This is a genomic window from Nocardia asiatica NBRC 100129, assembly GCF_000308415.1.
GTDB lineage: Bacteria > Actinomycetota > Actinomycetes > Mycobacteriales > Mycobacteriaceae > Nocardia > Nocardia asiatica.
The window spans coordinates 1-21,193 of sequence record NZ_BAFS01000072.1 but is presented as its reverse complement, the minus strand read 5'-3'; the positions used below and the strand labels follow the sequence as shown (position 1 = coordinate 21,193).

Here is a 21,193-nt window from a genome sequence, read left to right as displayed (position 1 = left end):
ACGGAGCCGAAACGGATTCGGCGGGAACGGAGCGGCCGATGCGGATCTCGGTGCAGGGCAACTCCGAGGGCCTGCGGGTACGAATGCGGTTCGAGCAGTACCGCCGCCTGCTGCTCACGCGGATCGTGCTGGCCGTCTTGGCGGTGCAGGGCGCCGTCATCGGCCTGTGGGCCACGCTGGCGCCGCGTTCCTGGTACACCAGCTTTCCGGGGTTCGGCGCCCGGTGGGTGGCGGCGGACGGCCCCTACAACCATCATCTGGCAGCCGACGTCGGAGCCTTCTTCTTGGCGCTGACCGCGGTAACGATCGCCGCGCTCGTCGTCGACGGCACGACGGCGGCCCGGATAGCGGGCGTGGGCTGGCTGACCTTCGGTGTCCCCCACTTCCTCTACCACGTCCTGCACAAGCCCGCCGGAATGGGCGGGGCGAGCTTCGCCGCCAGCCTGATCGCGGCGCTGCTGCTCGTGGTCGGCGGAGCGATCTGCGTCCTGGTACCGCCGCGCGGGAATCTGCCCCTGTCGGATCCGCAGCCGATCACGGTGCGTTTTCCCCGCCGCCGTCCCCGCGCGTCCCGCTGATCGGCGATCCGCTCCGGCGAGTCCGGGACGCCCGTGGGCGATCACCACGGGCGTGATCCGGTGCGTCCATGACGGCGAGGCCCGCCGGTCAGTCCTTCAGCGCATCCAGCAGCGCCGCGCGCTGCCGCGCGCCGAGACCGCCGATGCGCCGGTCCTCGGGGATCTCGGCCTGGTCCATCAGCTTCGCGGCCTTCACCGGGCCGACACCGGGCAGGGCCTTGATCACCGCGGCCACCTTGGTCTTCTTGACCAGCTCGTCGGAGTCGGCTTTCTTCAGCAGGTCCGCGACCGAGACCTTGCCCGCCTTCACCTTGCCGATCAGTTCGGAGCGTGCCTTGCGGACCGCAGCCGCCTTGGCCAGGGCCTCGGTGCGCTGCTCTGCGGTCATGGTAGGCAGTGCCATGTCTCCTCCGCTTCCACTCGTCACTCGAACATCTGGTTGACCGGACCGAGTAAACAGCACGGCACCGGGAGCGCAAGCTCGACACACCGGGCACGAGCAGCGGAAATAGCGAGGAATTTCCTCGATTGACGCCGTCGGAACCAGCGAACGGCCGACCCCGGACGGGCGAAAAGGACGAAAGGAACCGCCGCGCCACCGCGTGCGCCGAGCACCCCGGCAGGCCGCGCAGCGGCGCGTGCACCGGGGCGGTAACACCTGACGCGCCGTCCGCGACAGAGTCAGCAGATACCGAGCGCGGGTCATGGTTCAACGGCGAACCAGGGGGGATCAACGGCGATCCCCCGTATCCGGCGCAGTCGGCCCGTACCGAGTGGCGCCGCTACTCGCGTAGCACAACAGAGGCCGTCGCGGTTCACCCGGCCGTGACAGCATGACGGCATGGACCCGAGCACTTTGCCCGCGGCGCTGTGGCTGTGGGCTGGGCAAGCGATCTATCGCGGGCCGTCGCTGCGCCTGGGGGCGCATTCGACCGCGGTCGACTGCCTCGCCGTCGGGGTCGACGCCCCGTTCACGCTCGAGGCCGATGAGAGAGCGCACACCGTTCGCAGCGCGCTGATCCCACCGCGCCGGGTACACCGCGTGGTCGCGGGCGGCGATCACATGATGTTCTGCTACCTGGACCCCGGATCGCGCAATGCTCGGGCATGCCGTGACCTGATGACCCAGTGGGACAACGAATTCGGACTCGCCCACCGCGCGGAGACCGCGCTCGGCGCGGCCGCGCGAAACGGGTGTCCCGATCCGTGCGCACTGGCACGACTCGTCGGGGCGGCGCCGGTCCCCGCACTGGACGACCGCGTGGCCGCGGCGATGGCGAGCCTCCTGGCCCATCCCGCGCACGAGCTTCCCGCCGACCGGTTCGCCGCGGCGGCGCACCTGTCCGAGTCACGATTCCTGCACCTGTTCGCGGCCCAGGCGGGCACCTCGTTCCGGAGGTACCGGCTGTGGGCCAGGATGCTCGGCGCCGGGCGCGCGATCGCCGAAGGCGCGAACCTCACCGTCGCGTCGGCCGCCGCGGGCTTCGCCAGCCCGTCCCATTTCAGCGACGCTTTCCGCGCGCTGTTCGGGCTGTCGCCCACCGCTCTGCTGGCCACCGGAGTCCGGATCGTCGTGCTGGATCGAGCGCACGGGATCGAATCGGGCGGGCGAACTTGCTAGGCTGAAAACTAGAACACGTTACACTTCGAAGGAGACTCGATGGCCAAGCAGATCCGCGACGTGGTCGAGCAGTACGTCAAGCTGGTGGGCTCCGGCCCGACCGAGGAGATCGTGAATTTGTACGCGCCCGACGCCGTCGTGGAGGACCCGGTCGGCACCCCGCCCAAGCGGGGCCACGCCGCCATCCGCGAGTTCTACGAGGTGATCGCCGCACTCGATCGAGAGACCGAGCTGCGGCCCGAGGACATCAGGATCGCGGGCAACCAGGCCGCGTTCCCGTTCACCATCGTCACCAAGGTCGGCGGGCAGCGCTTCGTCCTCGCGCCGATCGACGTGATGCAGTTCGACGAGGAAGGCCGGATCACCGGGATGCGCGCCTACTGGAGCCAGGAGGACATGCGGGTCGAGCCCGAGTGACCGCCGGGGGCCGGGTGCGCCAGGTCACACCGCAGCCCCATCACATTCCGGCACGGTCTCTCGTCCGAGAAGTAGGAACCACATCCGCTGATCGAAGGAGATCGCCATGGGCGCCACCCGTATCGCCGCCGTCACCCCGCAGCAAGCCGGACCGCTGACCAAGCTGCTGTACCGGCTGGCCAAGCGCCGCTTCCGGGAAGTGCCGGAGCCCTTCGCCGTCACCGCCAACCACCCGAAACTGCTCACCGCCAACGCGGTGCACGAGACCATGGTCGACAAGGCCAGCACTGCCCTGCCCGCCGTCATCCGCGAGATCGCCGTCTACCGCACGGCGTGGACGGTCGGCTGCTCGTGGTGCGTCGACTTCGGCGCCATGCTCATGCGCCTGGGCGAACTGGACGTCGCCCGGCTCGAGCACATCGCGGACTACGCGACCTCGCCGCTGTACTCCGACGACGAGCGCGCCGCCATCGCCTACGCCGACGCGATGACCGCCACGCCCACCGCGGTCACCGACGAGCAGGTCGCCGACCTCGAGCGGCGTTTCGGCCGCGCCGGCGTGGTCGAGCTCAGCTATCACATCGCGCTGGAAAACTCACGTGCTCGGTTCAACTCGGCGCTCGGGATCACCGCGCAGGGTTTCAGCACCGATTCCTGCCGGGTGCCCTGGGCCTGAAAGTAGCCGCGGCGCTGCGCGAAAGATACGACCCGACCTGGTACTTCGGCGCCGCGGGCACTCCGGACTGTCGCTGCGGCGTGGAATGCACTAAGAATAGGAGGTGTTGACGTCGCCTGGCCGTGCTGCGGCCGAGTGAGCTCGGCCGAACGGTGGACCGTGCCGGCGTCTTCGGTTTCTCGAGTTCCCCTCCGCCCGACCCTTTGGAGCCGCATGCTCGACGAACAGACCACGGACGACGACGTCGTACGGCTGGCCAGACGAGTCGAGAAGGCCCGCGGCCGCCTCGCCTACCAGTTCGACCCGGCGCTGACCGGCGCCCTGTCGGAGGACGAACTGTTCGCCGAACGCGAACTGGCCGAGCGTATCCGGACGCAGGATCGCGACCAGCGCTGGAAGCAGGCCGAGGCGGCCGCCGCCGCCTCCGACCGGGCGCGCAACACCTCAGAGGCCATCGAGAAAGCCGAGATCAGGGATCTGCTGCTGGCGCGCAAGGCCATCGCTGCGCAGCGTCGCGCGTCCAGCCCGCACGCCAGGCTGGCGTCACTGTACCGGCACCGTTCGTGGTCACTCGGCGCGCTGGCGGGCGTGGTCGCGGCCGGAATGCTGTGGTCGGCGGTCAACGTCCAGCAGAACATCGCGCCGGGCGGGCCGACCGACCCGCTGTACTGGTTCAGCTACCTGCTCGAGGCGATGATCAGCGTTTCGCTGATCATCATCATGATCGGCACGAACAAGGTCACCGAGTGGGGCGTGCTGGACAACCGCAGCCAAGTGGCCGCGGCCGAGATCTCCTTGCTCGCGCTCACCGTGGCACTGAACACCTATCCCTACGTGAGTGCGGGGCGGTGGTTCGACGCCGCCGTGCACGCAGTCGCTCCGGTGATGATCGGCGTCGCCCTGCTCATCCACGACGCTGCGAGCGCGCGGTACGGGCGCGCGATCAGCTACGCCACCGAGCAGGTACGGAACCTGCCCGAGCCAGGCGGGCACGACCCCTTGCCGGAACCGTCCGTGGAGGACACACGGTCCGGTGCGGACACTGCCCTCCCCGTGCATTTCCAAACCCCTTTGGCGCACGGCGCGCACAGCTAGGTATAACGCAGCGGCGCAACGACAGTCGTCACCGATCAACGCCGCCTGCGCGGCCGTATCGGCGACCGACATCCACTCCGCCGCTTCCCGCAGTCAGTACGGGTAGCGCCGTTCGACCGCTTCTTTGGCCTCTTTCAAACCGCACCCGGTGAGCTCGCGATACCGCTTGATCGCGTGAATCTTCCTGCCCTGCATCAAGAGCGCGTCGATTTCCGCTATGCCGTCGCCGTGTGGAACCGACGGCACGGCACGCACCGGCACTCCCGGCGCCGGCGCCTCGATGCCCAGATGGGCCATGATCAGATCGAGCTTGGCGTGCAACGCGTCGACCTTGCGCTCCAAGCGCCGGTTGGCGAACATGCACCGATCGTAACCACCCGGCGTTCAGACCGCGTCGAGCACGGCGTCGGCGAGACCGGGCATGACCTCGAAGCGCGCGAGATCACCGGCCAGCTGCAGCAGCCGGTCGACACACCGCGTACCGGTGACCAGACGCAGCCTGCGACCATCCTGTGCCAGCACGGAGCGCGCGTCGATCAGGACGTGCAGCCCGGCGACACCGAAGAACGTGACTTTCGACAGATCGATCACCACCACGGGCGCCGCCGCGCCCAGCGAACCGATCAACCTGCGGCGGAACACCTCGACGGTGTAATGGTCGACCTCGCCCGCGACCGCGCACAAGGTGATGAGTTCACTCGGGGCGGTCACGGAGATCTTGAGCCGCTCGGCCGGGTGATCGGCATTGCGAACAGCGGGGAGAACGTAGGTGGGATTGGCCAAGCCTGCCGACATGAGGACCTCGGTCCAGTCGCCCGCGGCAGTCTCGTGCGAGGTGCTCACGGGTGCGAATGCGCTCCGGAAGAAACACCCGCCGGAACTAGGCTGTTTGCTCAACCCTCACCGAGAACTACCCCCGGGAGGACGCCGCCACACCCGAACTACGCCGACTTCTCCCGGCGTTCCGGCCGCTGCGGCTTGCGCGGCACGATGGTGGGCAGGACGTTGTCGTTGACGGTGTCCGCGTTGACGACCACCTTGGCGACGTCGTCGCGGCTGGGGATGTCGTACATGGCGGGCTGCAGCACTTCCTCCATGATCGCCCGCAGGCCGCGCGCGCCGGTGCCGCGCAGGATCGCCTGGTCGGCGACGGCCTCCAGCGCGTCGTCGGTGAACTCGAGATCGACCCCGTCCATCTCGAACAACCGGACGTACTGCTTGACCAGCGCGTTCTTCGGCTCGGACAGGATCTTGACCAGCGATTCCTTGTCCAGGTTGGTCACCGAGGCGACCACAGGCAGACGGCCGATGAACTCGGGGATCAGGCCGAACTTGATCAGATCCTCCGGCATGACGTCCGCGAAGTGGTCGGTGGTGTCGATCTCGGCCTTGGACCGCACCTCGGCGCCGAATCCGATGCCGCGATGGCCGGTACGGTCGGAGATGATCTTCTCCAGCCCCGCGAAGGCGCCCGCCACGATGAACAGCACATTGGTGGTGTCGATCTGGATGAACTCCTGATGCGGGTGCTTGCGCCCACCCTGCGGCGGCACGCTCGCCTGCGTGCCCTCCAGGATCTTCAGCAGCGCCTGCTGCACGCCCTCACCGGAGACGTCGCGGGTGATCGACGGGTTCTCGCTCTTGCGGGCGATCTTGTCGACCTCGTCGATGTAGATGATGCCGGTTTCGGCGCGCTTGACGTCGTAGTCGGCGGCCTGGATCAGTTTCAGGAGGATGTTCTCGACGTCCTCGCCGACGTATCCGGCCTCGGTGAGCGCGGTGGCGTCGGCGATGGCGAACGGCACGTTCAGCATCTTCGCCAACGTCTGGGCCAGATAGGTCTTGCCGCAGCCGGTGGGACCCAGCATCAGGATGTTGGACTTGGCCAGCTCGACGGTCTCGCCGCGGCTGTCGCGACCCTTGTCACCGGCCTGAATGCGCTTGTAATGGTTGTAGACGGCCACCGCGAGAGTGCGCTTGGCGGTGTCCTGCCCGATGACGTAGTTCTCCAGGAAGTCCCGGATCTCGGCGGGCTTGGGCAGCTCATCGAGCTTGACCTCGCTCGATTCGGCGAGTTCCTCCTCGATGATCTCGTTGCAGAGATCGATGCACTCGTCGCAGATGTACACCCCTGGTCCCGCAATGAGCTTCTTGACCTGCTTCTGGCTCTTTCCGCAGAACGAGCACTTCAGCAGATCGCCGCCATCTCCGATGCGCGCCATCTCGTGGGTCCCTACTTCCTTGTCCGCGTGCAACCGTCCGTCCAGGTTGCCAGCTGTCCACCACTTTCGCAGCCGCAAACGCATCGGCTGATCCTGAACCGGCGGGCAGTGCTGTCAACCGGGAGCAAAGGTCCCTAGGTCGACCGTACCCGGTGTTCGGGATGGAGGTCGACAACTCGCGCATGTTTCTCGCGCGGGTTGTGCGAGTCGTCACGACGCCGAAAGGCGATCCGCCCGCCGGACCGGCGACCGAGTCCTCCCGACCGCCCGGCGCGCCGTGGCCCGGGTTCGAACACATTCTCGAACCTCGGCGGCGCGTGAGCGGTCCGGCCGGGCAGCATACCGGGTGGCATACTCCCCGGCCGGAATTCCCTGTTATGAAACAATTTACAAGCGAATCACCGCCGGGATCGGCAATTCGCCCTGTCGTGCCGGCCCGCCGGAACGACTATCGGCGACTTATTTCTGCGCGCTGAGCTTGCGGTAGTCGAACACCGTGTCGATGATCCCGTACTCCTTGGCCTCCTCGGCCGTCAGGATCTTGTCGCGGTCGGTGTCCTTGCGGATGGTATCGGCATCCTTGCCGGTGTGCCGCGCGAGCGTGGTCTCCATCAGGCGGCGCATGCGCTCGATCTCGGCGGCCTGGATCTCCAGGTCCGACACCTGACCCTGGATACCGCCCTCCAGCGACGGCTGGTGGATCAGCACGCGGGCGTTGGGCAGGCAGGCCCGCTTGCCCGGGGTGCCCGCGGCGAGCAGCACGGCCGCGGCCGAGGCGGCCTGGCCCAGGCAGACCGTGGCGACGTCGGCGCGCACGTACTGCATGGTGTCGTAGATGGCCATCAGCGAGGTGAACGAGCCACCCGGCGAGTTGATGTACATGGTGATGTCGCGGTCGGGGTCCAGCGACTCCAGCACCAGCAGCTGCGCCATGATGTCGTTCGCCGAGGCGTCGTCCACCTGCACGCCGAGGAAGATGATGCGCTCCTCGAACAGCTTGTTGTACGGGTTGGACTCCTTGACGCCGAAGCTCGAGTGCTCGATGAACGACGGCAGGATGTAGCGAGCCTGCGGGCTCTGCGGTGCGATGCCGGACAGACCGGCGCGCGGGTCGATCGAATTGGCCATCTGAGTCTCCAAAGTCGGTGCGGCGGCCGGACGTTCGAGGCGTCCGGGGGCCTGTGGGTGATCCGGTGCGTTACTTCTTGGCGCCGTTGGCCTGATTCGCGTGGCTGATCACGTGGTCGATGAAGCCGTACTCCAGGGCTTCGGACGCGGTGAACCAGCGGTCGCGGTCGGCGTCGGCGGTGACCTGCTCGACCGACTTGCCGGTGTGCAGCGCCTGCAGCTCGTTCAGCTCCCGCTTGGTGTGCGCGAACTGCTCGGCCATGATCGCGATGTCGGCCGCGGAGCCGCCGATGCCCGCGGAGGGCTGGTGCATCATGATGCGCGCGTGCGGCAGCGCGTAGCGCTTGCCCTTGGTGCCCGCGGTGAGCAGGAACTGTCCCATCGACGCGGCCAGGCCCATGCCGTAGGTGGCGATGTCGCACTCGGCGAACTGCATCGTGTCGTAGATGGCCATACCCGCGGTCACCGAGCCGCCCGGCGAGTTGATGTAGAGCGAGATGTCCCTGGTGGGATCCTCCGCCGACAGCAGCAGGATCTGCGCGCACAGCTTGTTCGCGATGTCGTCGTCGACCTGCGTGCCGAGGAAGATGATGCGCTCACGCAGCAGGCGCTCGTACACCGAATCACTGAGGTTGAGACCAGCAGTCGCGGTTGTCATGACCCCTGCCTGGTTGATTGTCACGGATACCTGCCTTCTCTCGCCGGCTCGTTGCGGATTGCCACATAGCCATCACTGGTTGGATCTGCCGCACCCGGTCGGACTGGGCGTATCCAACTTGCCGTCACAAACATTAACGAAGCAGGGCGGCACCGAACTCCCGGTACCGCCCTTTCTTCGCTCACAGCGCAATCAGCGCACCTCACGGGCGTCGATCACGCGACATTTCATCCAATTACTCGGCGTCCGCCGCGGCGGTCTCGACGGCGTCGCCCTCGTCCGCCGAATCGGCGGGCTCGCCGAACATTTCGGCGGTGTCCACCGGGTTGCCCGCGGAGTCGGTGACGGTCACCTTGCCGACCACGCCCGCCAGCGCCTTGCCGCGGCGCACGTCCGCGAACACCGCGCCGAGCTGGCCGGCCTGCTGCACCTGCTGGATGAACTGCTCCGGCGACATGCCGTAGCGCTGCGCCTGGAACAGGATCCGCTCGGTGAGTTCCTCCTGACCGACCTGGGTGCCCTCCGCCTCGGCGATCGCGTCCAGCAGCAGCTGGGTCTTCACCGACTTCTCGGCGGACTCCTTGGTCTCGGCGTCGAACTCCTCGCGGGTGCTGCCCTGCGCCTCGAGCGCCTCGGCGAACTTGGCCTCGTCGTGGTCGAAGCCGTGCACCGCGTCGTGGGTCACCGCGTCGATCTCGGCCTTGACCACTGCCTCGGGCAGCGGCACCTCGACCTGCTCGAGCAGGGTCTCCAGCACCTTGTCGCGGATCTCGCCCGCCTGCTGCACCTTCTTGACCCGCTCGACGCGGCCGCGCAGGTCGGTCTTCAGCTCCTCCAAGGTGTCGAATTCGCTGGCCAGCTGGGCGAACTCGTCGTCGGCCTCGGGCAGCTCACGCTCCTTGACGGTCTGCACGGTGACGGTGATGACCGCCTCCTTGCCCGCGTGCTCGCCCGCGACCAGCGTCGAGGTGAACTCCTTCGACTCGCCCGCCGACAATCCGACCAGCGCCTCGTCCAGGCCCTCGATGAGCTGACCGGAGCCGACCTCGTGGGACAGGCCGGTGGTGGCCGCCTCGGGCACCTCCTGGCCGTCCACGGTCGCGGAGAGGTCGATGGAGACGAAGTCGCCGTCACGCACCGGACGCTCGACACCGGTCAGGGTGCCGAAGCGCTGGCGCAGCGACTGCAACTGCTCCTCGATGTCCTCGTCGCCGACGGTGAACGCGTCGACGGTGACCGCGATGCTCTCGTAGTCCGGCAGGGCGATCTCCGGCCGCACGTCGACCTCGGCGGTGAAGGCGAGCTCCTGGCCGTCCTCGATCTTGGTGATCTCGATCTCCGGCTGCCCGATGACCTTCACCTCGGAGGTGGTGACGGCCTCGCTGTAGCGGCCGGGCAGCGCGTCGTTGACGACCTGCTCCAGGATCGCGCCGCGGCCGAGACGGGCCTCGAGCAGCTTCGCGGGCGCCTTACCGGGACGGAAGCCGGGGATGCGGACCTGCTTGGCCAGCGCCTTGTACGCACGGTCGAAATCCGGCTTCAGCTCATCGAAGGGCACCTCGACATTGATCCGGACCCGGGTCGGGCTCAGCTGCTCGACGGTGCTCTTCACGGACATGCTCCTTGTTCGTTGTTCGTACTGGTTGACGTTCGGTTTGCGGCGCCCACCCCGCACTCCGGATTCGGAATGGCGGACTAGGCAGCCCTACGCTGGCTGCCGCGCTCCCCACCGGCGACGATCCGGACCGGAGTCCCGGCCTCGGCCGAGACGACGAGGGTGCGGCGTACGCCACGCATCCCGACCAGGTTAGTTGACCGGTCGAGCGGGCCCGCACCCGGCGGTGGCTCGGCGGGCCGCGCGGGCCGGGGCTACTCGCCCACCGAGACGGCGTCGGTGACGAAGACCAGCGTCTCGTACGGCGCGATACCCCGCCCGCCCGCGCCGTAGCCCAGCTCGGGCGGCACGATCAGCAGGCGGCGCGAGCCCTCCCGCACGCCGACGAGCCCTTGGTCCCAGCCGTCGATGACCTGGTTCCCGCCCAGGGTGAGCTGGAACGGCTTGCCGCGATTGAACGAGCTGTCCAGGGTCTTCTTGTCCGACCAGGTCACCAGGGCGTAGTTCATGGTCAGCGCCTGGCCGGGCGCGGCGCCGGGCCCGCTGCCCTCGATCAGGTCCTCGACGATCAGCTGCCGGGGCGGGTCGCAGTCGTCGGGGATCGTGACGGTCGGCGCGGCGCCGAAGTCGCCGGTGACGCGGATGTCCTCGGCGGTGCACTCCCGGCCCTTGCTCGGGGTGGCCGGCCGCTGGGCGACGGAAGGCCCGGCCGCCGCGGTGGTGTTCGCCGGGGAGACGGTCGCGGTGGACGGTTCGTCGTCCGAACCGCAAGCGGCCAGCGCGATGGTCGTCGCGGCGAGGGCGCCGATCCCGATGATCCTTCCGAGTATGTGCATGCCGCGGACCCTAGACCACGTGCACACGGTCCGCTCGGCCGGGCGGGAGAGCCTCCCGCCGCGCGCGTGCGACGCGCCGACCCGGCGAAGCTCGCTAGGCTGGCGGTGAATTCTCCATCCGGCGTTGCCGATTCCGATCGGTGACCGTGCACGACCCCCGGGACAGTGGTTTCTCGAGGCGCCGCTGTCCCCGATGCCCCGAGTGTGAGGAGAGTCGGCGCATGACCCATATGGCAAGTGCAGGTGGCGATACTTCGGCGGACAACGTCGGCAGTGCCGGCGGTCGAACCGTCGCCCCCCGTCCCTACCGGCTGGCGGACGCCCCTGGCCCGCTGGAACGCGACGAGTTGACCGCGATCGACGCGTGGTGGCGCGCGGCCAACTATCTCGCGGTCGGCCAGATCTACCTGATGACCAACCCGCTGCTGCGGGAACCGCTGCGGCCCGAGCACATCAAGCCGCGGCTGCTCGGGCACTTCGGCACCGTGCCCGGCCTGAACCTGGTCTGGGCGCACGCCAATCGCGCGATCCGGCGACACGGCCTGAACGCCGTCTTCGTCGCGGGCCCCGGGCACGGCGGTCCCGGCCCGAACGCGTGCGCGTGGCTGGAGGGCACCTACTCCGAGTGCTACAGCCACATCCCGCGCGACGCCGCCGGCATGGGCGCGCTGTTCCACCAGTTCTCCTTCCCAGGCGGGGTGCCGAGTCACTGCGCGCCGGAGACGCCGGGGTCGTTCCACGAGGGCGGCGAACTCGGTTACTCGCTGCTGCACGCGTTCGGCGCGGCCTTGGACAACCCCGGCCTCACCGTGTTCTGCGTGATCGGTGACGGCGAGGCGGAGACCGGGCCGCTGGCCGCGAGCTGGCATGCGAACAAGTTCCTCAACCCGGCCCGCGACGGCGCGGTGCTGCCGATCCTGGCGCTGAACGAGTACAAGATCGCCAACCCGACCATCCTGGCCCGCATCCCGGAAGCGGAACTGCTCGCCCTGCTGCGCGGATACGGTTACGAGCCGATCGTCGTGGCGGGCGAGGACCCCGCGGCGGTCCACCAGGCGATGGCCGCGGCGGTGGACACGAGCATGGAACGCATCGACCGGATCCAGCGCGCCGCACGCGGCGGCGCCGACGGCGCGCGGACGAGCTGGCCGATGATCGTGCTGCGCACGCCCAAGGGCTGGACCTGTCCGCCGACGGTGGACGGCGACCAGGTCGAGGGCACCTTCCGCGCGCACCAGGTCCCGTTGCCCGGCGCTCGCACCGACGCGGAGCACCGCGCCGTGCTGGAGCAGTGGCTGCGGTCCTACCGCCCCGAGGAACTGTTCGACGAGGACGGCCGACCGGTGTCGGAGCTGACCGACCAGGTGCCCGGGGGCGATCGGCGGATGAGCGCCAATCCGGTCGCCAACGGCGGCACGTTGCTGCGCGACCTGCGCTTGCCGGACTGGCGCGATTTCGGCGTCGAGGTGCCCACGCCCGGCGCGACCCGGCACGAGGCGACCAGGGTGCTCGGCGCCTGGCTGCGCGAGGTAACCAGGAGCAACCCGGACAACTTCCTCACCTTCGCGCCCGACGAACTGGCCAGCAACCGGCTCCAGGACATCCTCGACGTCACCGGCCGGGCCTGGCAGGCCGAGATCGACGCCCGCGACGAGAAGCTCGACCCCGCCGGGCGGGTGATCGAGGTGCTGTCCGAACACATGTGCCAGGGTCTGCTGGAGGGTTATGTGCTGACCGGCAGGCACGGCGTGTTCACCTGTTACGAGGCGTTCATCCACATCGTCGACGCCATGTTCAACCAGCACGCCAAATGGCTCGACGCCAGTGCGGCGGTGCCGTGGCGGCGCCCGATCCCCAGCCTGAACTATCTGCTGTCCTCGCACGTCTGGCGCCAGGACCACAACGGCTTCACCCACCAGGACCCCGGATTCCTGGACGTGGTGCTGAACAAGAAGCCCTCCATCGTGCGGGTGTACCTGCCGCCGGACGCCAACACCCTGCTGTCCACCTACGACCACTGCCTGCGCTCGCGGCACTACGTGAACGTGGTGGTCGCGGGCAAGCAGCCGCAGGCCGACTGGCTGTCGGTGACCGAGGCCGCCGAGCACTGCGCCCGCGGGATCGGCATCTGGCCGTGGGCCTGCCACCGGGACGAGGCGGGCAGCACGCCGGACGTGGTGCTCGCCTGCGCGGGCGACGTGCCGACGCTGGAGACCCTGGCCGCGGCCGCGATCCTGCGCGAACGACTGCCCGACCTGCGCGTGCGGGTGGTCAACGTGGTCGACCTGATGCGGTTGCAGCCGCAGGACGAGCATCCGCACGGGCTGCCCGACCGCGAGTTCGACACGCTGTTCACCCGGGACCGGCCGATCATCTTCGCCTTCCACGGCTATCCCTGGCTGATCCACCGGCTGACCTATCGGCGCACCAACCACGGCGAACTCCACGTGCGCGGTTACAAGGAGCGCGGCACCACGACGACTCCGTTCGACATGGTGATGCTCAACGACCTGGACCGCTACCACTTGGTGATGGACGTGATCGATCGCGTGCCGAGCCTGCGTGAGCGCGCCGCGGGGCTGCGGCAGGAGATGGTGGACGCGCGATGGACGGCACGCGCGTGGACCAGGGAACACGGCGCCGACATCCCGGAGGTCGCGGACTGGAACTGGCCGTATCAGCGAGACTGAGCAGGTACGACGCGCACTGGATCGTGAATAGCCCAGGAAATTCGGAACCTTCGGACAAATTCACCCGTCGCCTTGTATCTTGCGGACAACGCGTCGAACGCGTTTCCGTAGCAATCCCCCATCCGTCGCCGTTGCCGGAGGGCGCGCAGAAGGGCGGTTCCCCATGAACCATGCAGCCGAAGCAACCGGATTGGAAATCCTAGGCGCGATACTGATGGTGGCCTGGATGGTCGTCATGTGGGCAGCGGTCGCCGTATTGGTCGTCGCCTTGCGCAGACCGTTGCGGCCGTGGATGTTCCGCACCGCGCTCGGTGTCATCGCACTGGGTGTGATCGCCCAGATCGGCCACTTCCAGGAGCACGTGGCACAGGTCGGGTACTGGATCCAGCACCCGAACTCACCGGCCTGGATGACCCCCTGGGGCACCGGCTTGGCCAACGGATTCGCTCAGGTCGACCATATGAAGCCGGCGCTCGGGATGGAGATCCTGCACCTGGTGGGCAACTTCCACTTCCTCGCCGGACTGGTCGGCGTCGCGCTGGTCACCCACCACGCCCTGGAGAGCAAGGCGCGCAAATGGGGCCGGATGGGCGTGCTGATGCAGGGCATCCACGGACTCGAGCATCTCGCGCTCACGCTGACGGTCGCGTTCGGCGCCAAGGCGATCGGGCTGTCGACCATCTTCGGGCTGCTCGATCCCGGCCCCGGCGCGGCGACCTACCGGATCTGGTGGCACTTCCTGGCCAACGTGATCGGCACGACCATCTTCGCCCTCGCGCTGTACCACCTGTGGCGCGAGCGCGCGACGATCGAGGCCCCGTTCCGCGACCCCGCGGCCGCGAAGCCGAGTCGTGCGCCCGCGGCCGCCAAGGAGCCGGTGGCTCCGGCCTACGCGGCGGTCACCGAAGCCTGATCGAGACAGGTCTCGCACGCCGGCACCGAGAAAGCTTGCGGGACTTACGACAACGACAGCTACGGCCGGGTCCGTAGCGACAATCGGAAAACAGAGGGCGTCCGCCATCCCGGCGGGCGCCCCTTTCGCGTACCGGCCCGTTACCACGGGACAATCGCGCCACCGCTGAGGGACGGATTCTCCGAGCCGCCCGCCTCGCTCTCACACGCCGACTAGTCGTGGCCGCTATCCGCTACCGCGGCACGATCGGTAGCACCGCCACCATTGCGCTCGTTCCCCCTCGCCGACAACGGCATCCGCGCGCTCGGGAAGTCGCCACCGTAGCAGTCTCGCGCGCCGCGGCCGGTGAACCCCGGGAGTCTCCGCTGGTCGCGACGTCGAACCGCGCACGAAGACAGCGCAAGCTTCCCAGCCCTGAGAAAGGGCTCGACAAGATATCGACCCGTCGATTAATGTGACGTTATCCAACGGCACGATAGATGGGAATCGCCGATCGGACCACACCGGACCGATCCCCGATCCCGAGGTGGCGAGATGAACGGACGCGAACGATGACCGGCATCACGCCGCACCAGCGACGGACACAGACCTGGCTCGTCCGCCCGCTGATCGTGAGCGCGATAGCGGCCACGCCGGACACCCCGGCGCCGGCCGAAGCGCTGGCCGGGCCCGACGCGAGCGTCGCGGCGCCGAGCCCCGCAGACCCGGGCCGCCACGGACACGACAGGCCGGGCTCCTCCCATCCCGACGACCGGGACCGAGCCGAACGACACCGGCCCGCGGACGACGCCCCCGCGACGGATGCCGCCCCGATCCCTCCCTCGCCCCCACCTCGCGCGGCAACTCCGACCATCGACGTTCGCCGCACCGCCGCCTCGCCACCCGTGCCGCCGCGCACGGCGCGAAATCCGAACGGAGACTTACGATGACCGCCAAGACCACCCCGCACGCCGCTCGGCGACTGCTCACCTGCGCCGCGATCGTCGGCGTACTCACCGCGGGCGCCGCGGGGATCGCGGGCGCCGAATCGCACCCCGGCCCCTCGAACCCGCGCCACGGCACGGGCGACAACACCGGCTGGCACCACATCGACCCCATGGGCCAGCACCACCGCAACAGCGATCGACTGGACGCCAACGAGGCCGACCAGGCCGTCCGCGACTACCGCAGGCGGCAGAGCCAGGCCGCGCCGAGCGACACCGTCACCAACGGCAACGGCAATGGCTCGAGCTGGTCGCGCGTGGCCCGCCCGGACGGCAGCGGGTACACCGTCTGCCGCCCGCAGGCCGCCTGGTGCCGGTGACCGCAGGCCCAGCACACTCCCTCGCACCCGAAACCTTCCGTGGCATCACTCTGCCCTAAACGTACCGCTAACCAGCGGCACATTACTTGAAGTATCACCATCCCGGAAATCCACTCCGGCCGGGACAGTACGAAATTGGGGAAACCACATGATCAAGTTCAACGGGCTTCGCCGGACGACCGCGTGTGACGACAAGCGCGGCGGCACGGCACGGACGCTCACCCTGCTGGCGGCGGCAGCGGTGGCGGCGGGCGGCCTGAGCCTCGGCGCGGGCACCGCCGAGGCTCAGGGCGCTGCCTGCCTCTGGGCCGGAGGCGCCTACGGCCAGGGCACCACAGTGGTCGCGGGCGGCTGGACTTTCGCCTGCGGCACCGACGGCCACGGTGCCCCTTACTGGCATCGCGGTCACGCCGCGCGGCAGGCCAGCACCGTGCCCAACCCGGGCGCGTACGCCCACCCGGCCGGCCTGTTCAGCCCCGGCGCACGCCAGTACGGCACGGAATACAACGACTACTGCGTCGGAAACCAGCTCATCGAGGGCTCCGAGGACGTCTACCAGGTGGTCTCGGACGGCCGCGGCGCACTGTGGTGGAAGGCCGCGGGATCGATCGACCAGTGGGCCTTCGATCCGGGCACCGGGCCGCAGCGGTCCTGGCGGTCGGCCGGCCTGTGCTACGACGGCTCCCTGACCTGACCGATCTCCGCTGACCGCACGCCCGTGACCGTCGAACGGTCACGGGCGTGTCCGCGTTCGCGCGGGCCGTCGCTCGGACTCCAGGCGGATCCGCTCGCCGAGGTCGTCCGGTACGTGCCAGCTGATGTCGGCCCTGGTGGCGGCGATCAGCTTGCGGCGCACGGACGCGACCTGGGCGTCGACCGTCCGGATCGAGCTGCCCCTGCGCGCGGCGATGGCGCTGTTGGCCCAGCCCGCCGCGGCCAGTACCGCGACCTCGCGTTCGGCGGGCGTCAACTCCGCCCAGCGCGAAGCCGTCGACCTGACCTGTGCGCGGGGGCTGGGCAACTGGTCGGCGGGCAATCTGCCCAGCAACAGCAACTGCAGTTCGTCGCGTTCGGGACGCAGCCGGGCGCCGCGCTGCACGGCCGCCGCGTGGGCTTCGGCGCCGATGACCGAGGTGACCGCCGCGACGGCCTGGGCGGTGCCGCGCGCCACCAGCGTCACGCGATCGGCGACGATGCCCATCGAGCGGTGCAGCGTCGCGATTCCGCCTTGCAGATGGGCGATCTCGGTGGCGGCGGCCGACGCTTCGGCGCCGCGGATGTCGCCCGCTTCGATCCGCGCGGTCAGCGAGTAGGTCAGCGCCATCATGCTGAAATGCGCGACCCAGCCCGCCGTCCAGGTGTCCCCCGTGCTCAGCAGTCGTTCCAGTGTGGACTGCCCGAGTCTCACCGCCTCCCGCGGATCACCGTGCCGGGACACCGCGATCATCCAGGCCAGTTCCGCCCAGGAGGTCGCCCATCCCGCGTCGGAGGCGACGGCCCGATCCAGATGCCTGCGCGCGGCACCCAGCGCCACGTCCGCGGTACCCAGGTTCGCGTAGCTGAGGGCCTCGAACAGCTCACTGCGCTGTTCCCCGGCCCGGTCACCGAGGGCAGCGAATTTCCGCCGGGCTCGTGCCAGCACGTCTACCGCCCGCAGGTCGAGGTGGATCAGCAGCAGCTCCAGGCCCCAGGTGAATTCGACCGCGGCGGGCAGGCCCACGTCCACCGCCGTCGTGTCGCGCCAGCGGCGGCGCAGGTCCGGGTCGGTCAGGCACTCCGCGGCGCATTCGTCCAGTAGCTGCGCGGTGTAGGCGTGCCTGCCCTGCCAGATGGCGATCCATCCCACCAGCGCGGTCGCGTTGATCCGCAGCCGAGTCGGCGGCGGATCGACCTGAGCGGTCACTTCCAAGGCCTGCTCGGTGAGGCTGGTGATGGCGCGGTTGGAGCCGGTGATGAACGGCACGCGCAACGCCATCAGCGTCGCGGCCGTCTCCAGGCCGACCACGGCCTCCTCGGGATCGGCGAGGCTGGTTTCCACGGCGATGAGGATGTTGTCCCAAGCCGCCCGCGCCCAGGTGATCCACTCCTGCTCGTGCGGGCCGTACCACATGGCGGGGCCCGCGGCGACCCGGTCACGATAGTGCCGCCGATGCCGGGCGAGCAGGCGCGCCTGGTCCAAGTGGTCCTCGCGCGTGGAAAGGCGGTCGCGCACGAACACCCGGACGCTCTCCAGCAGGTAGTAGCGGACCGTGGCCGCGGTGAGGTGGGCCGACAGCAGGGAGCGTTCGACCAGGCGCTCGAGCAGCCCGCCGATCTCCTGCGCGGGCAGCGCGGCGTCCGCGCACACCGCCACGATCGCGTCGAGTTCCGCTCCGCCGGAGGGGCTTTCGTCGTCGTCGGTGTCGCAACCGGTGGCGAAGACCGACAAGCGATCCAGCAGCAGTTGCTCGGAGGGGGTGCACAGGCCGTAGGACCAGGCGATCACGTCGCGCACACTGCGGTGCCGCTCCCCGACGCCGCCCCGGGCCCCGTGCGTCCACTGCAGGCGTCGGTCATCGGTGTCACCGGACAGTTCGCGCAGGACGATCGCGGGTGGACGGTGCAGCAGCCGCGCCGCGGCCAGACGGATGAACAGCGGATTGTTGTCGACGTGCCCGCAGATGCGGGTGGCGATGGCCAGCTGGCCGGGGTCCTCGGGGATCGGCCTGCCGGTGCGCTCGGCGCGCCGACGGAACAGTTCCAGGGCGTGCATGCTGGACAGCGGCGGCACGGTCACCAAGTGCTCATCGATCCAGCCGATCGGCTCGCGGCTGGTCGCGACTATGGTCAGGCCGGGGACTGCCTGCACCAGCCCGACGATGAGCGGACCCACCCCGCCCAGCACGTGCTCGCAGTTGTCCAGCACCAGGATGGTCCGGTGGGTCTCGTCGTCGGTGACGCCTTCGGTGAAAGTCGCCATCAACCCGTCCCAGGCCGAGCGGCCCGCGATGCCGTTCTTCGCGACCGAGAGCAGGACCTCCTCGGCCACCGCCCCGGTCTCCACGCCGGCCGCGAGCCGGGCCAGGCGAGTCCAGTAGACCGCGTGCCGCGCCGTGCCGCGATATCGCCGCACGGCTTCGACGGCCAGCGTCGTCTTGCCGATGCCGCCGGGCCCGACCAGGGTGATCAGCCGCGCGCTGGACGAATTCAGCAGGGCGTCGATCTGCCGCAGTTCGGCATGCCTGCCCACGAACTCACCGGGCGCGACGGGCCCGTTGCCGCCGCCGCTGTTCACCTCCGACATGCCGACACACCTACCGATCCGGAAAACCACCGCTCGGGCAGCCTAATGGGCGCGGCAGGCCGAAGGGATGCGCGAGTCCCGCGCCCGCGCGGGCGATGAAGAGGCAGCCGTCTACCGATCCCTGGTCACCCCTCGACGGCGACGGCTGGGCCGCCGCTCGGATTCGTACCGGACCCGATCGGCGAGCTCGTCGGGGATGTGGCCGGCGATGTCGGCGCGGGAAGCGATCATGAGCTTCTGCCGGATGGCGGCGACCTGGGCGTCGACGGTGCGGACGGAGCTGCGCCTGCGGCCTGCGATGGCGCTGTTGGGCCAGCCCGCCGCCGCGAAGATCGCGACATCGCGTTCGGCTTCCGACAGGTCGCTCCAGCGCGAGCCGGGCCGCCGCGACACCGGCCGGGAAGCGACCGGGCGGTCCGGCCGCCGGTGGGCCGACGCCGGGTCGCCGGGCGGACCCCACAGCGCGTCCAGCTCGGGACGCAGCCGCGTCCTGCGCTCGGCGGAGGCGTATCCCCGGTCGCCGAGCACCGCGCGGGAGACTTCCACGGCGCGGCGGATCTCGGCGGCGACCAGCGGCACCCGGTCCACGACGATGCCCATCGAACGCTGCCGGGTCTTGAAACTTCCCATCAGATAGGCGATCTCCGTCGCGGCGTCGGTGGCCGCGGCGCGGTCACCGCCCTCGGCCCGCTCGGCGACTACGACCTGGGACAGTGCGACGATGTGCGCGCCCACCGCCCAGCTCGCCGTCCAGGTGTCCTGCTCACCGCGGTGGCGGGTGAGGACGCCCTGGGTCAGGGCCAGTGCCTCGGCGGCGGACCCGTGCTTGGCCAGCGCCACCGCGCGCGCGATCTCGGCCCACGCTCTGGACAGCGTCGATCCGGACGACACCGACCGCTGCAGGAACCGGGCGGTGTTCTCCAGCGCCTCCCGCCGGTCGCCGAGCAGAGCGGAGCAGAACGCCACGAACACCTCGCTGCGCTCGGCGCCGATGCGATCGCCGTGCTCGGCGAATTTGCACCGGGCACGGGTGAGCACGGTGACGGCGCGCGGGTCGCCGCGCACGAGCATGAGCTCGAGTCCCCACATCCACTCCACCGGTGCGGGGAGCCCGAAATCGATGTCGGTGTACCGGGGCCCCGCACCGGAGGGGACGGCGGCGCAGTCCGCGAGCAGCTGCGGGATCTGATCGGCGCGGCCCTGCCACAACGAGATCCAGCCGAGCAGCGCGGTGGCCAGGTCGGCGAGCTCGGCCGGACCGAGTCCGGCCGCCCGGGTGACCTCGAGGGCGCGCTCGGTCAAGCGGGTCAGCGCGCCCGCGCCGGACTTGACGTAGGGCACTTTCATCGAGAGCAGGACGGTGGCGGTCTCCAGCGCGACCACGGCCTCCGCCGGGTCGGCCAGCCCCGATTCGATGCCGAGCAGGATGTCGTTCCAGGCCGACCGCGCCCACGCCAGCCAGGCCTGATCCTGCGGGCCGAGCCAGATGGCCTGCCCGGCGACCACCTTGTCCCGGAAGTACCGGCGGTGCCGGGCGGCCGAGCGGTCGAATTCCGCGCGGTCCCGCCGGCGCAGCCGGTCGCGGGCGAATACGCGCACGCTTTCCACCAGGTACCAGCTGACGGTGGTCGCGGTGAGATGCGCCGACAGCAGGGACTGTTCGGTGAGTCGCTCCAGCAGGTGTTCGATCTCGCGCGCGGGCAGGGTCTCGTCGGCGCACACCGCGATCGCGGCGTCGAGTTCGATGCCGCCGCGCAGCGATTCGTCGTCGGACTCGTATCCGGCGGCGAAGACCGACAGCCGCTCCAGCAGCAATTGCTCGGCGGGACCGCACAGGGCGAAGGACCAGGCGACCACGTCGTAGACGCCGCGGTGGCGCTGTTCGGCGCCCGCCCGCGCCCCGTGGGTCCAGTGCAGGCGCTTGTCGTCCGCGTCGCCGCTGAGTTCGCGCAGCACCATGACCGGTGGCTGATGCCGCAGGCGCGCCGCGGCCAGCCGGATGAACAGCGGGTTGTGGTCGACTCGCTGACAGATCCGCGCGGCGATGTCGGCCTGTTCGCGCTCGTCCGGTATCGCCCGTCCGATGAGTTCGGCGCGCTGCCGGAACAGTTGCAGCGACTGCCGCGGCGACAGCGGCGGGACGGGCAGGATGTACTCG

19 protein-coding genes are annotated in these 21,193 nt (G+C 69.5%); 9 read left to right on the top strand and 10 right to left on the bottom strand.

What is annotated here, in order from left to right:
* The first annotated feature begins 38 nt into the window (after positions 1 to 38).
* Positions 39 to 578: a hypothetical protein gene (locus ON27_RS39740; protein WP_051046311.1), complete on the top strand. Its 540-nt coding sequence runs from the start codon at positions 39 to 41 to the stop codon at positions 576 to 578.
* A gap of 88 nt (positions 579 to 666) precedes the next feature.
* Here ON27_RS39740 and mihF read toward each other — a convergent pair whose 3' ends face one another.
* Positions 667 to 981 (bottom strand): integration host factor, actinobacterial type, encoded by a 315-nt coding sequence (mihF, locus tag ON27_RS07555; RefSeq protein WP_029895202.1) that lies wholly within the window; start codon positions 979 to 981, stop codon positions 667 to 669.
* Between the two features lie 438 nt (positions 982 to 1,419).
* Here mihF and ON27_RS07550 point away from each other — a divergent pair, with 438 nt between their 5' ends.
* The 4 genes from ON27_RS07550 (at position 1,420) to ON27_RS07535 (ending at position 4,387) form a co-directional block, all read left to right on the top strand.
* Positions 1,420 to 2,199, top strand: a complete 780-nt coding sequence (locus tag ON27_RS07550; RefSeq protein WP_043721516.1) for an AraC family transcriptional regulator — start codon at positions 1,420 to 1,422, stop codon at positions 2,197 to 2,199.
* Between the two features lie 39 nt (positions 2,200 to 2,238).
* The gene (locus ON27_RS07545) at positions 2,239 to 2,616 is read left to right on the top strand and encodes a nuclear transport factor 2 family protein (protein ID WP_043721513.1); all 378 of its coding nucleotides are present in this window, start codon (positions 2,239 to 2,241) and stop codon (positions 2,614 to 2,616) included.
* Positions 2,617 to 2,722: 106 nt separating this feature from the next.
* A complete protein-coding gene (locus ON27_RS07540) occupies positions 2,723 to 3,292 on the top strand; it encodes a carboxymuconolactone decarboxylase family protein (protein WP_043721511.1) in 570 nt (189 codons plus the stop codon).
* Positions 3,293 to 3,505: 213 nt separating this feature from the next.
* Positions 3,506 to 4,387, top strand: coding sequence for a hypothetical protein (locus ON27_RS07535; RefSeq protein ID WP_245559845.1), 882 nt, complete (start codon positions 3,506 to 3,508; stop codon positions 4,385 to 4,387).
* A 93-nt stretch (positions 4,388 to 4,480) separates the two neighbouring features.
* Here ON27_RS07535 and ON27_RS07530 read toward each other — a convergent pair whose 3' ends face one another.
* The 7 genes from ON27_RS07530 to ON27_RS07500 all read right to left on the bottom strand — a co-directional run bounded on the left by ON27_RS07530 (position 4,481) and on the right by ON27_RS07500 (position 10,846).
* Positions 4,481 to 4,747 carry a ribosomal protein L7/L12 gene (locus ON27_RS07530; protein ID WP_043721509.1) on the bottom strand — a complete coding sequence of 89 codons (267 nt, stop codon included), beginning with the start codon at positions 4,745 to 4,747 and terminating at the stop codon, positions 4,481 to 4,483.
* Between the two features lie 24 nt (positions 4,748 to 4,771).
* Entirely contained in the window at positions 4,772 to 5,230 is a 459-nt protein-coding gene (locus tag ON27_RS07525; protein WP_245559844.1) for an STAS domain-containing protein, read from the bottom strand.
* A 98-nt stretch (positions 5,231 to 5,328) separates the two neighbouring features.
* Positions 5,329 to 6,609 (bottom strand): ATP-dependent Clp protease ATP-binding subunit ClpX, encoded by a 1,281-nt coding sequence (gene clpX / locus ON27_RS07520; protein WP_043721547.1) that lies wholly within the window; start codon positions 6,607 to 6,609, stop codon positions 5,329 to 5,331.
* Between the two features lie 459 nt (positions 6,610 to 7,068).
* Positions 7,069 to 7,737: an ATP-dependent Clp protease proteolytic subunit gene (locus ON27_RS07515; RefSeq protein ID WP_043721507.1), complete on the bottom strand. Its 669-nt coding sequence runs from the start codon at positions 7,735 to 7,737 to the stop codon at positions 7,069 to 7,071.
* Positions 7,738 to 7,807: 70 nt separating this feature from the next.
* Entirely contained in the window at positions 7,808 to 8,395 is a 588-nt protein-coding gene (locus tag ON27_RS07510) for an ATP-dependent Clp protease proteolytic subunit (protein ID WP_043721506.1), read from the bottom strand.
* A 235-nt stretch (positions 8,396 to 8,630) separates the two neighbouring features.
* Entirely contained in the window at positions 8,631 to 10,007 is a 1,377-nt protein-coding gene (tig, locus tag ON27_RS07505; RefSeq protein WP_043721543.1) for a trigger factor, read from the bottom strand.
* Positions 10,008 to 10,264: 257 nt separating this feature from the next.
* A complete protein-coding gene (locus tag ON27_RS07500; RefSeq protein WP_043721503.1) occupies positions 10,265 to 10,846 on the bottom strand; it encodes an FKBP-type peptidyl-prolyl cis-trans isomerase in 582 nt (193 codons plus the stop codon).
* A 221-nt stretch (positions 10,847 to 11,067) separates the two neighbouring features.
* Here ON27_RS07500 and ON27_RS07495 point away from each other — a divergent pair, with 221 nt between their 5' ends.
* The 4 genes from ON27_RS07495 (at position 11,068) to ON27_RS07475 (ending at position 16,446) form a co-directional block, all read left to right on the top strand.
* Positions 11,068 to 13,536 (top strand): phosphoketolase family protein, encoded by a 2,469-nt coding sequence (locus tag ON27_RS07495; protein WP_083887423.1) that lies wholly within the window; start codon positions 11,068 to 11,070, stop codon positions 13,534 to 13,536.
* Positions 13,537 to 13,699: 163 nt separating this feature from the next.
* Entirely contained in the window at positions 13,700 to 14,449 is a 750-nt protein-coding gene (locus ON27_RS07490; protein WP_043721500.1) for a DUF6008 family protein, read from the top strand.
* A gap of 925 nt (positions 14,450 to 15,374) precedes the next feature.
* Positions 15,375 to 15,752: a hypothetical protein gene (locus ON27_RS07480; protein WP_043721496.1), complete on the top strand. Its 378-nt coding sequence runs from the start codon at positions 15,375 to 15,377 to the stop codon at positions 15,750 to 15,752.
* Positions 15,753 to 15,900: 148 nt separating this feature from the next.
* Positions 15,901 to 16,446: a hypothetical protein gene (locus ON27_RS07475; protein ID WP_043721492.1), complete on the top strand. Its 546-nt coding sequence runs from the start codon at positions 15,901 to 15,903 to the stop codon at positions 16,444 to 16,446.
* Positions 16,447 to 16,485: 39 nt separating this feature from the next.
* Here ON27_RS07475 and ON27_RS07470 read toward each other — a convergent pair whose 3' ends face one another.
* Together ON27_RS07470 and ON27_RS07465 are read right to left on the bottom strand one after the other, a co-directional pair.
* The gene (locus ON27_RS07470) at positions 16,486 to 19,035 is read right to left on the bottom strand and encodes an ATP-binding protein (RefSeq protein WP_043721489.1); all 2,550 of its coding nucleotides are present in this window, start codon (positions 19,033 to 19,035) and stop codon (positions 16,486 to 16,488) included.
* Positions 19,036 to 19,146: 111 nt separating this feature from the next.
* Positions 19,147 to 21,193: hypothetical protein (locus tag ON27_RS07465; protein ID WP_043721487.1), on the bottom strand; the 2,047-nt coding region annotated here is incomplete at its 5' end.

Coding starts and splice junctions, on each gene's coding strand:
- ON27_RS07545 (WP_043721513.1), top strand. CDS start 2,239: ATGGCCAAGCAGATCCGCGACGTGGTCGAGCAGTACGTCAAGCTGGTG.
- ON27_RS07535 (WP_245559845.1), top strand. CDS start 3,506: ATGCTCGACGAACAGACCACGGACGACGACGTCGTACGGCTGGCCAGA.
- ON27_RS39740 (WP_051046311.1), top strand. CDS start 39: ATGCGGATCTCGGTGCAGGGCAACTCCGAGGGCCTGCGGGTACGAATG.
- ON27_RS07510 (WP_043721506.1), bottom strand. CDS start 8,395: ATGACAACCGCGACTGCTGGTCTCAACCTCAGTGATTCGGTGTACGAG.
- ON27_RS07530 (WP_043721509.1), bottom strand. CDS start 4,747: ATGTTCGCCAACCGGCGCTTGGAGCGCAAGGTCGACGCGTTGCACGCC.
- ON27_RS07475 (WP_043721492.1), top strand. CDS start 15,901: ATGATCAAGTTCAACGGGCTTCGCCGGACGACCGCGTGTGACGACAAG.
- ON27_RS07515 (WP_043721507.1), bottom strand. CDS start 7,737: ATGGCCAATTCGATCGACCCGCGCGCCGGTCTGTCCGGCATCGCACCG.
- ON27_RS07550 (WP_043721516.1), top strand. CDS start 1,420: ATGGACCCGAGCACTTTGCCCGCGGCGCTGTGGCTGTGGGCTGGGCAA.
- ON27_RS07500 (WP_043721503.1), bottom strand. CDS start 10,846: ATGCACATACTCGGAAGGATCATCGGGATCGGCGCCCTCGCCGCGACG.
- ON27_RS07470 (WP_043721489.1), bottom strand. CDS start 19,035: ATGTCGGAGGTGAACAGCGGCGGCGGCAACGGGCCCGTCGCGCCCGGT.
- ON27_RS07490 (WP_043721500.1), top strand. CDS start 13,700: ATGAACCATGCAGCCGAAGCAACCGGATTGGAAATCCTAGGCGCGATA.
- clpX (WP_043721547.1), bottom strand. CDS start 6,609: ATGGCGCGCATCGGAGATGGCGGCGATCTGCTGAAGTGCTCGTTCTGC.
- ON27_RS07480 (WP_043721496.1), top strand. CDS start 15,375: ATGACCGCCAAGACCACCCCGCACGCCGCTCGGCGACTGCTCACCTGC.
- ON27_RS07540 (WP_043721511.1), top strand. CDS start 2,723: ATGGGCGCCACCCGTATCGCCGCCGTCACCCCGCAGCAAGCCGGACCG.
- ON27_RS07495 (WP_083887423.1), top strand. CDS start 11,068: ATGACCCATATGGCAAGTGCAGGTGGCGATACTTCGGCGGACAACGTC.
- mihF (WP_029895202.1), bottom strand. CDS start 981: ATGGCACTGCCTACCATGACCGCAGAGCAGCGCACCGAGGCCCTGGCC.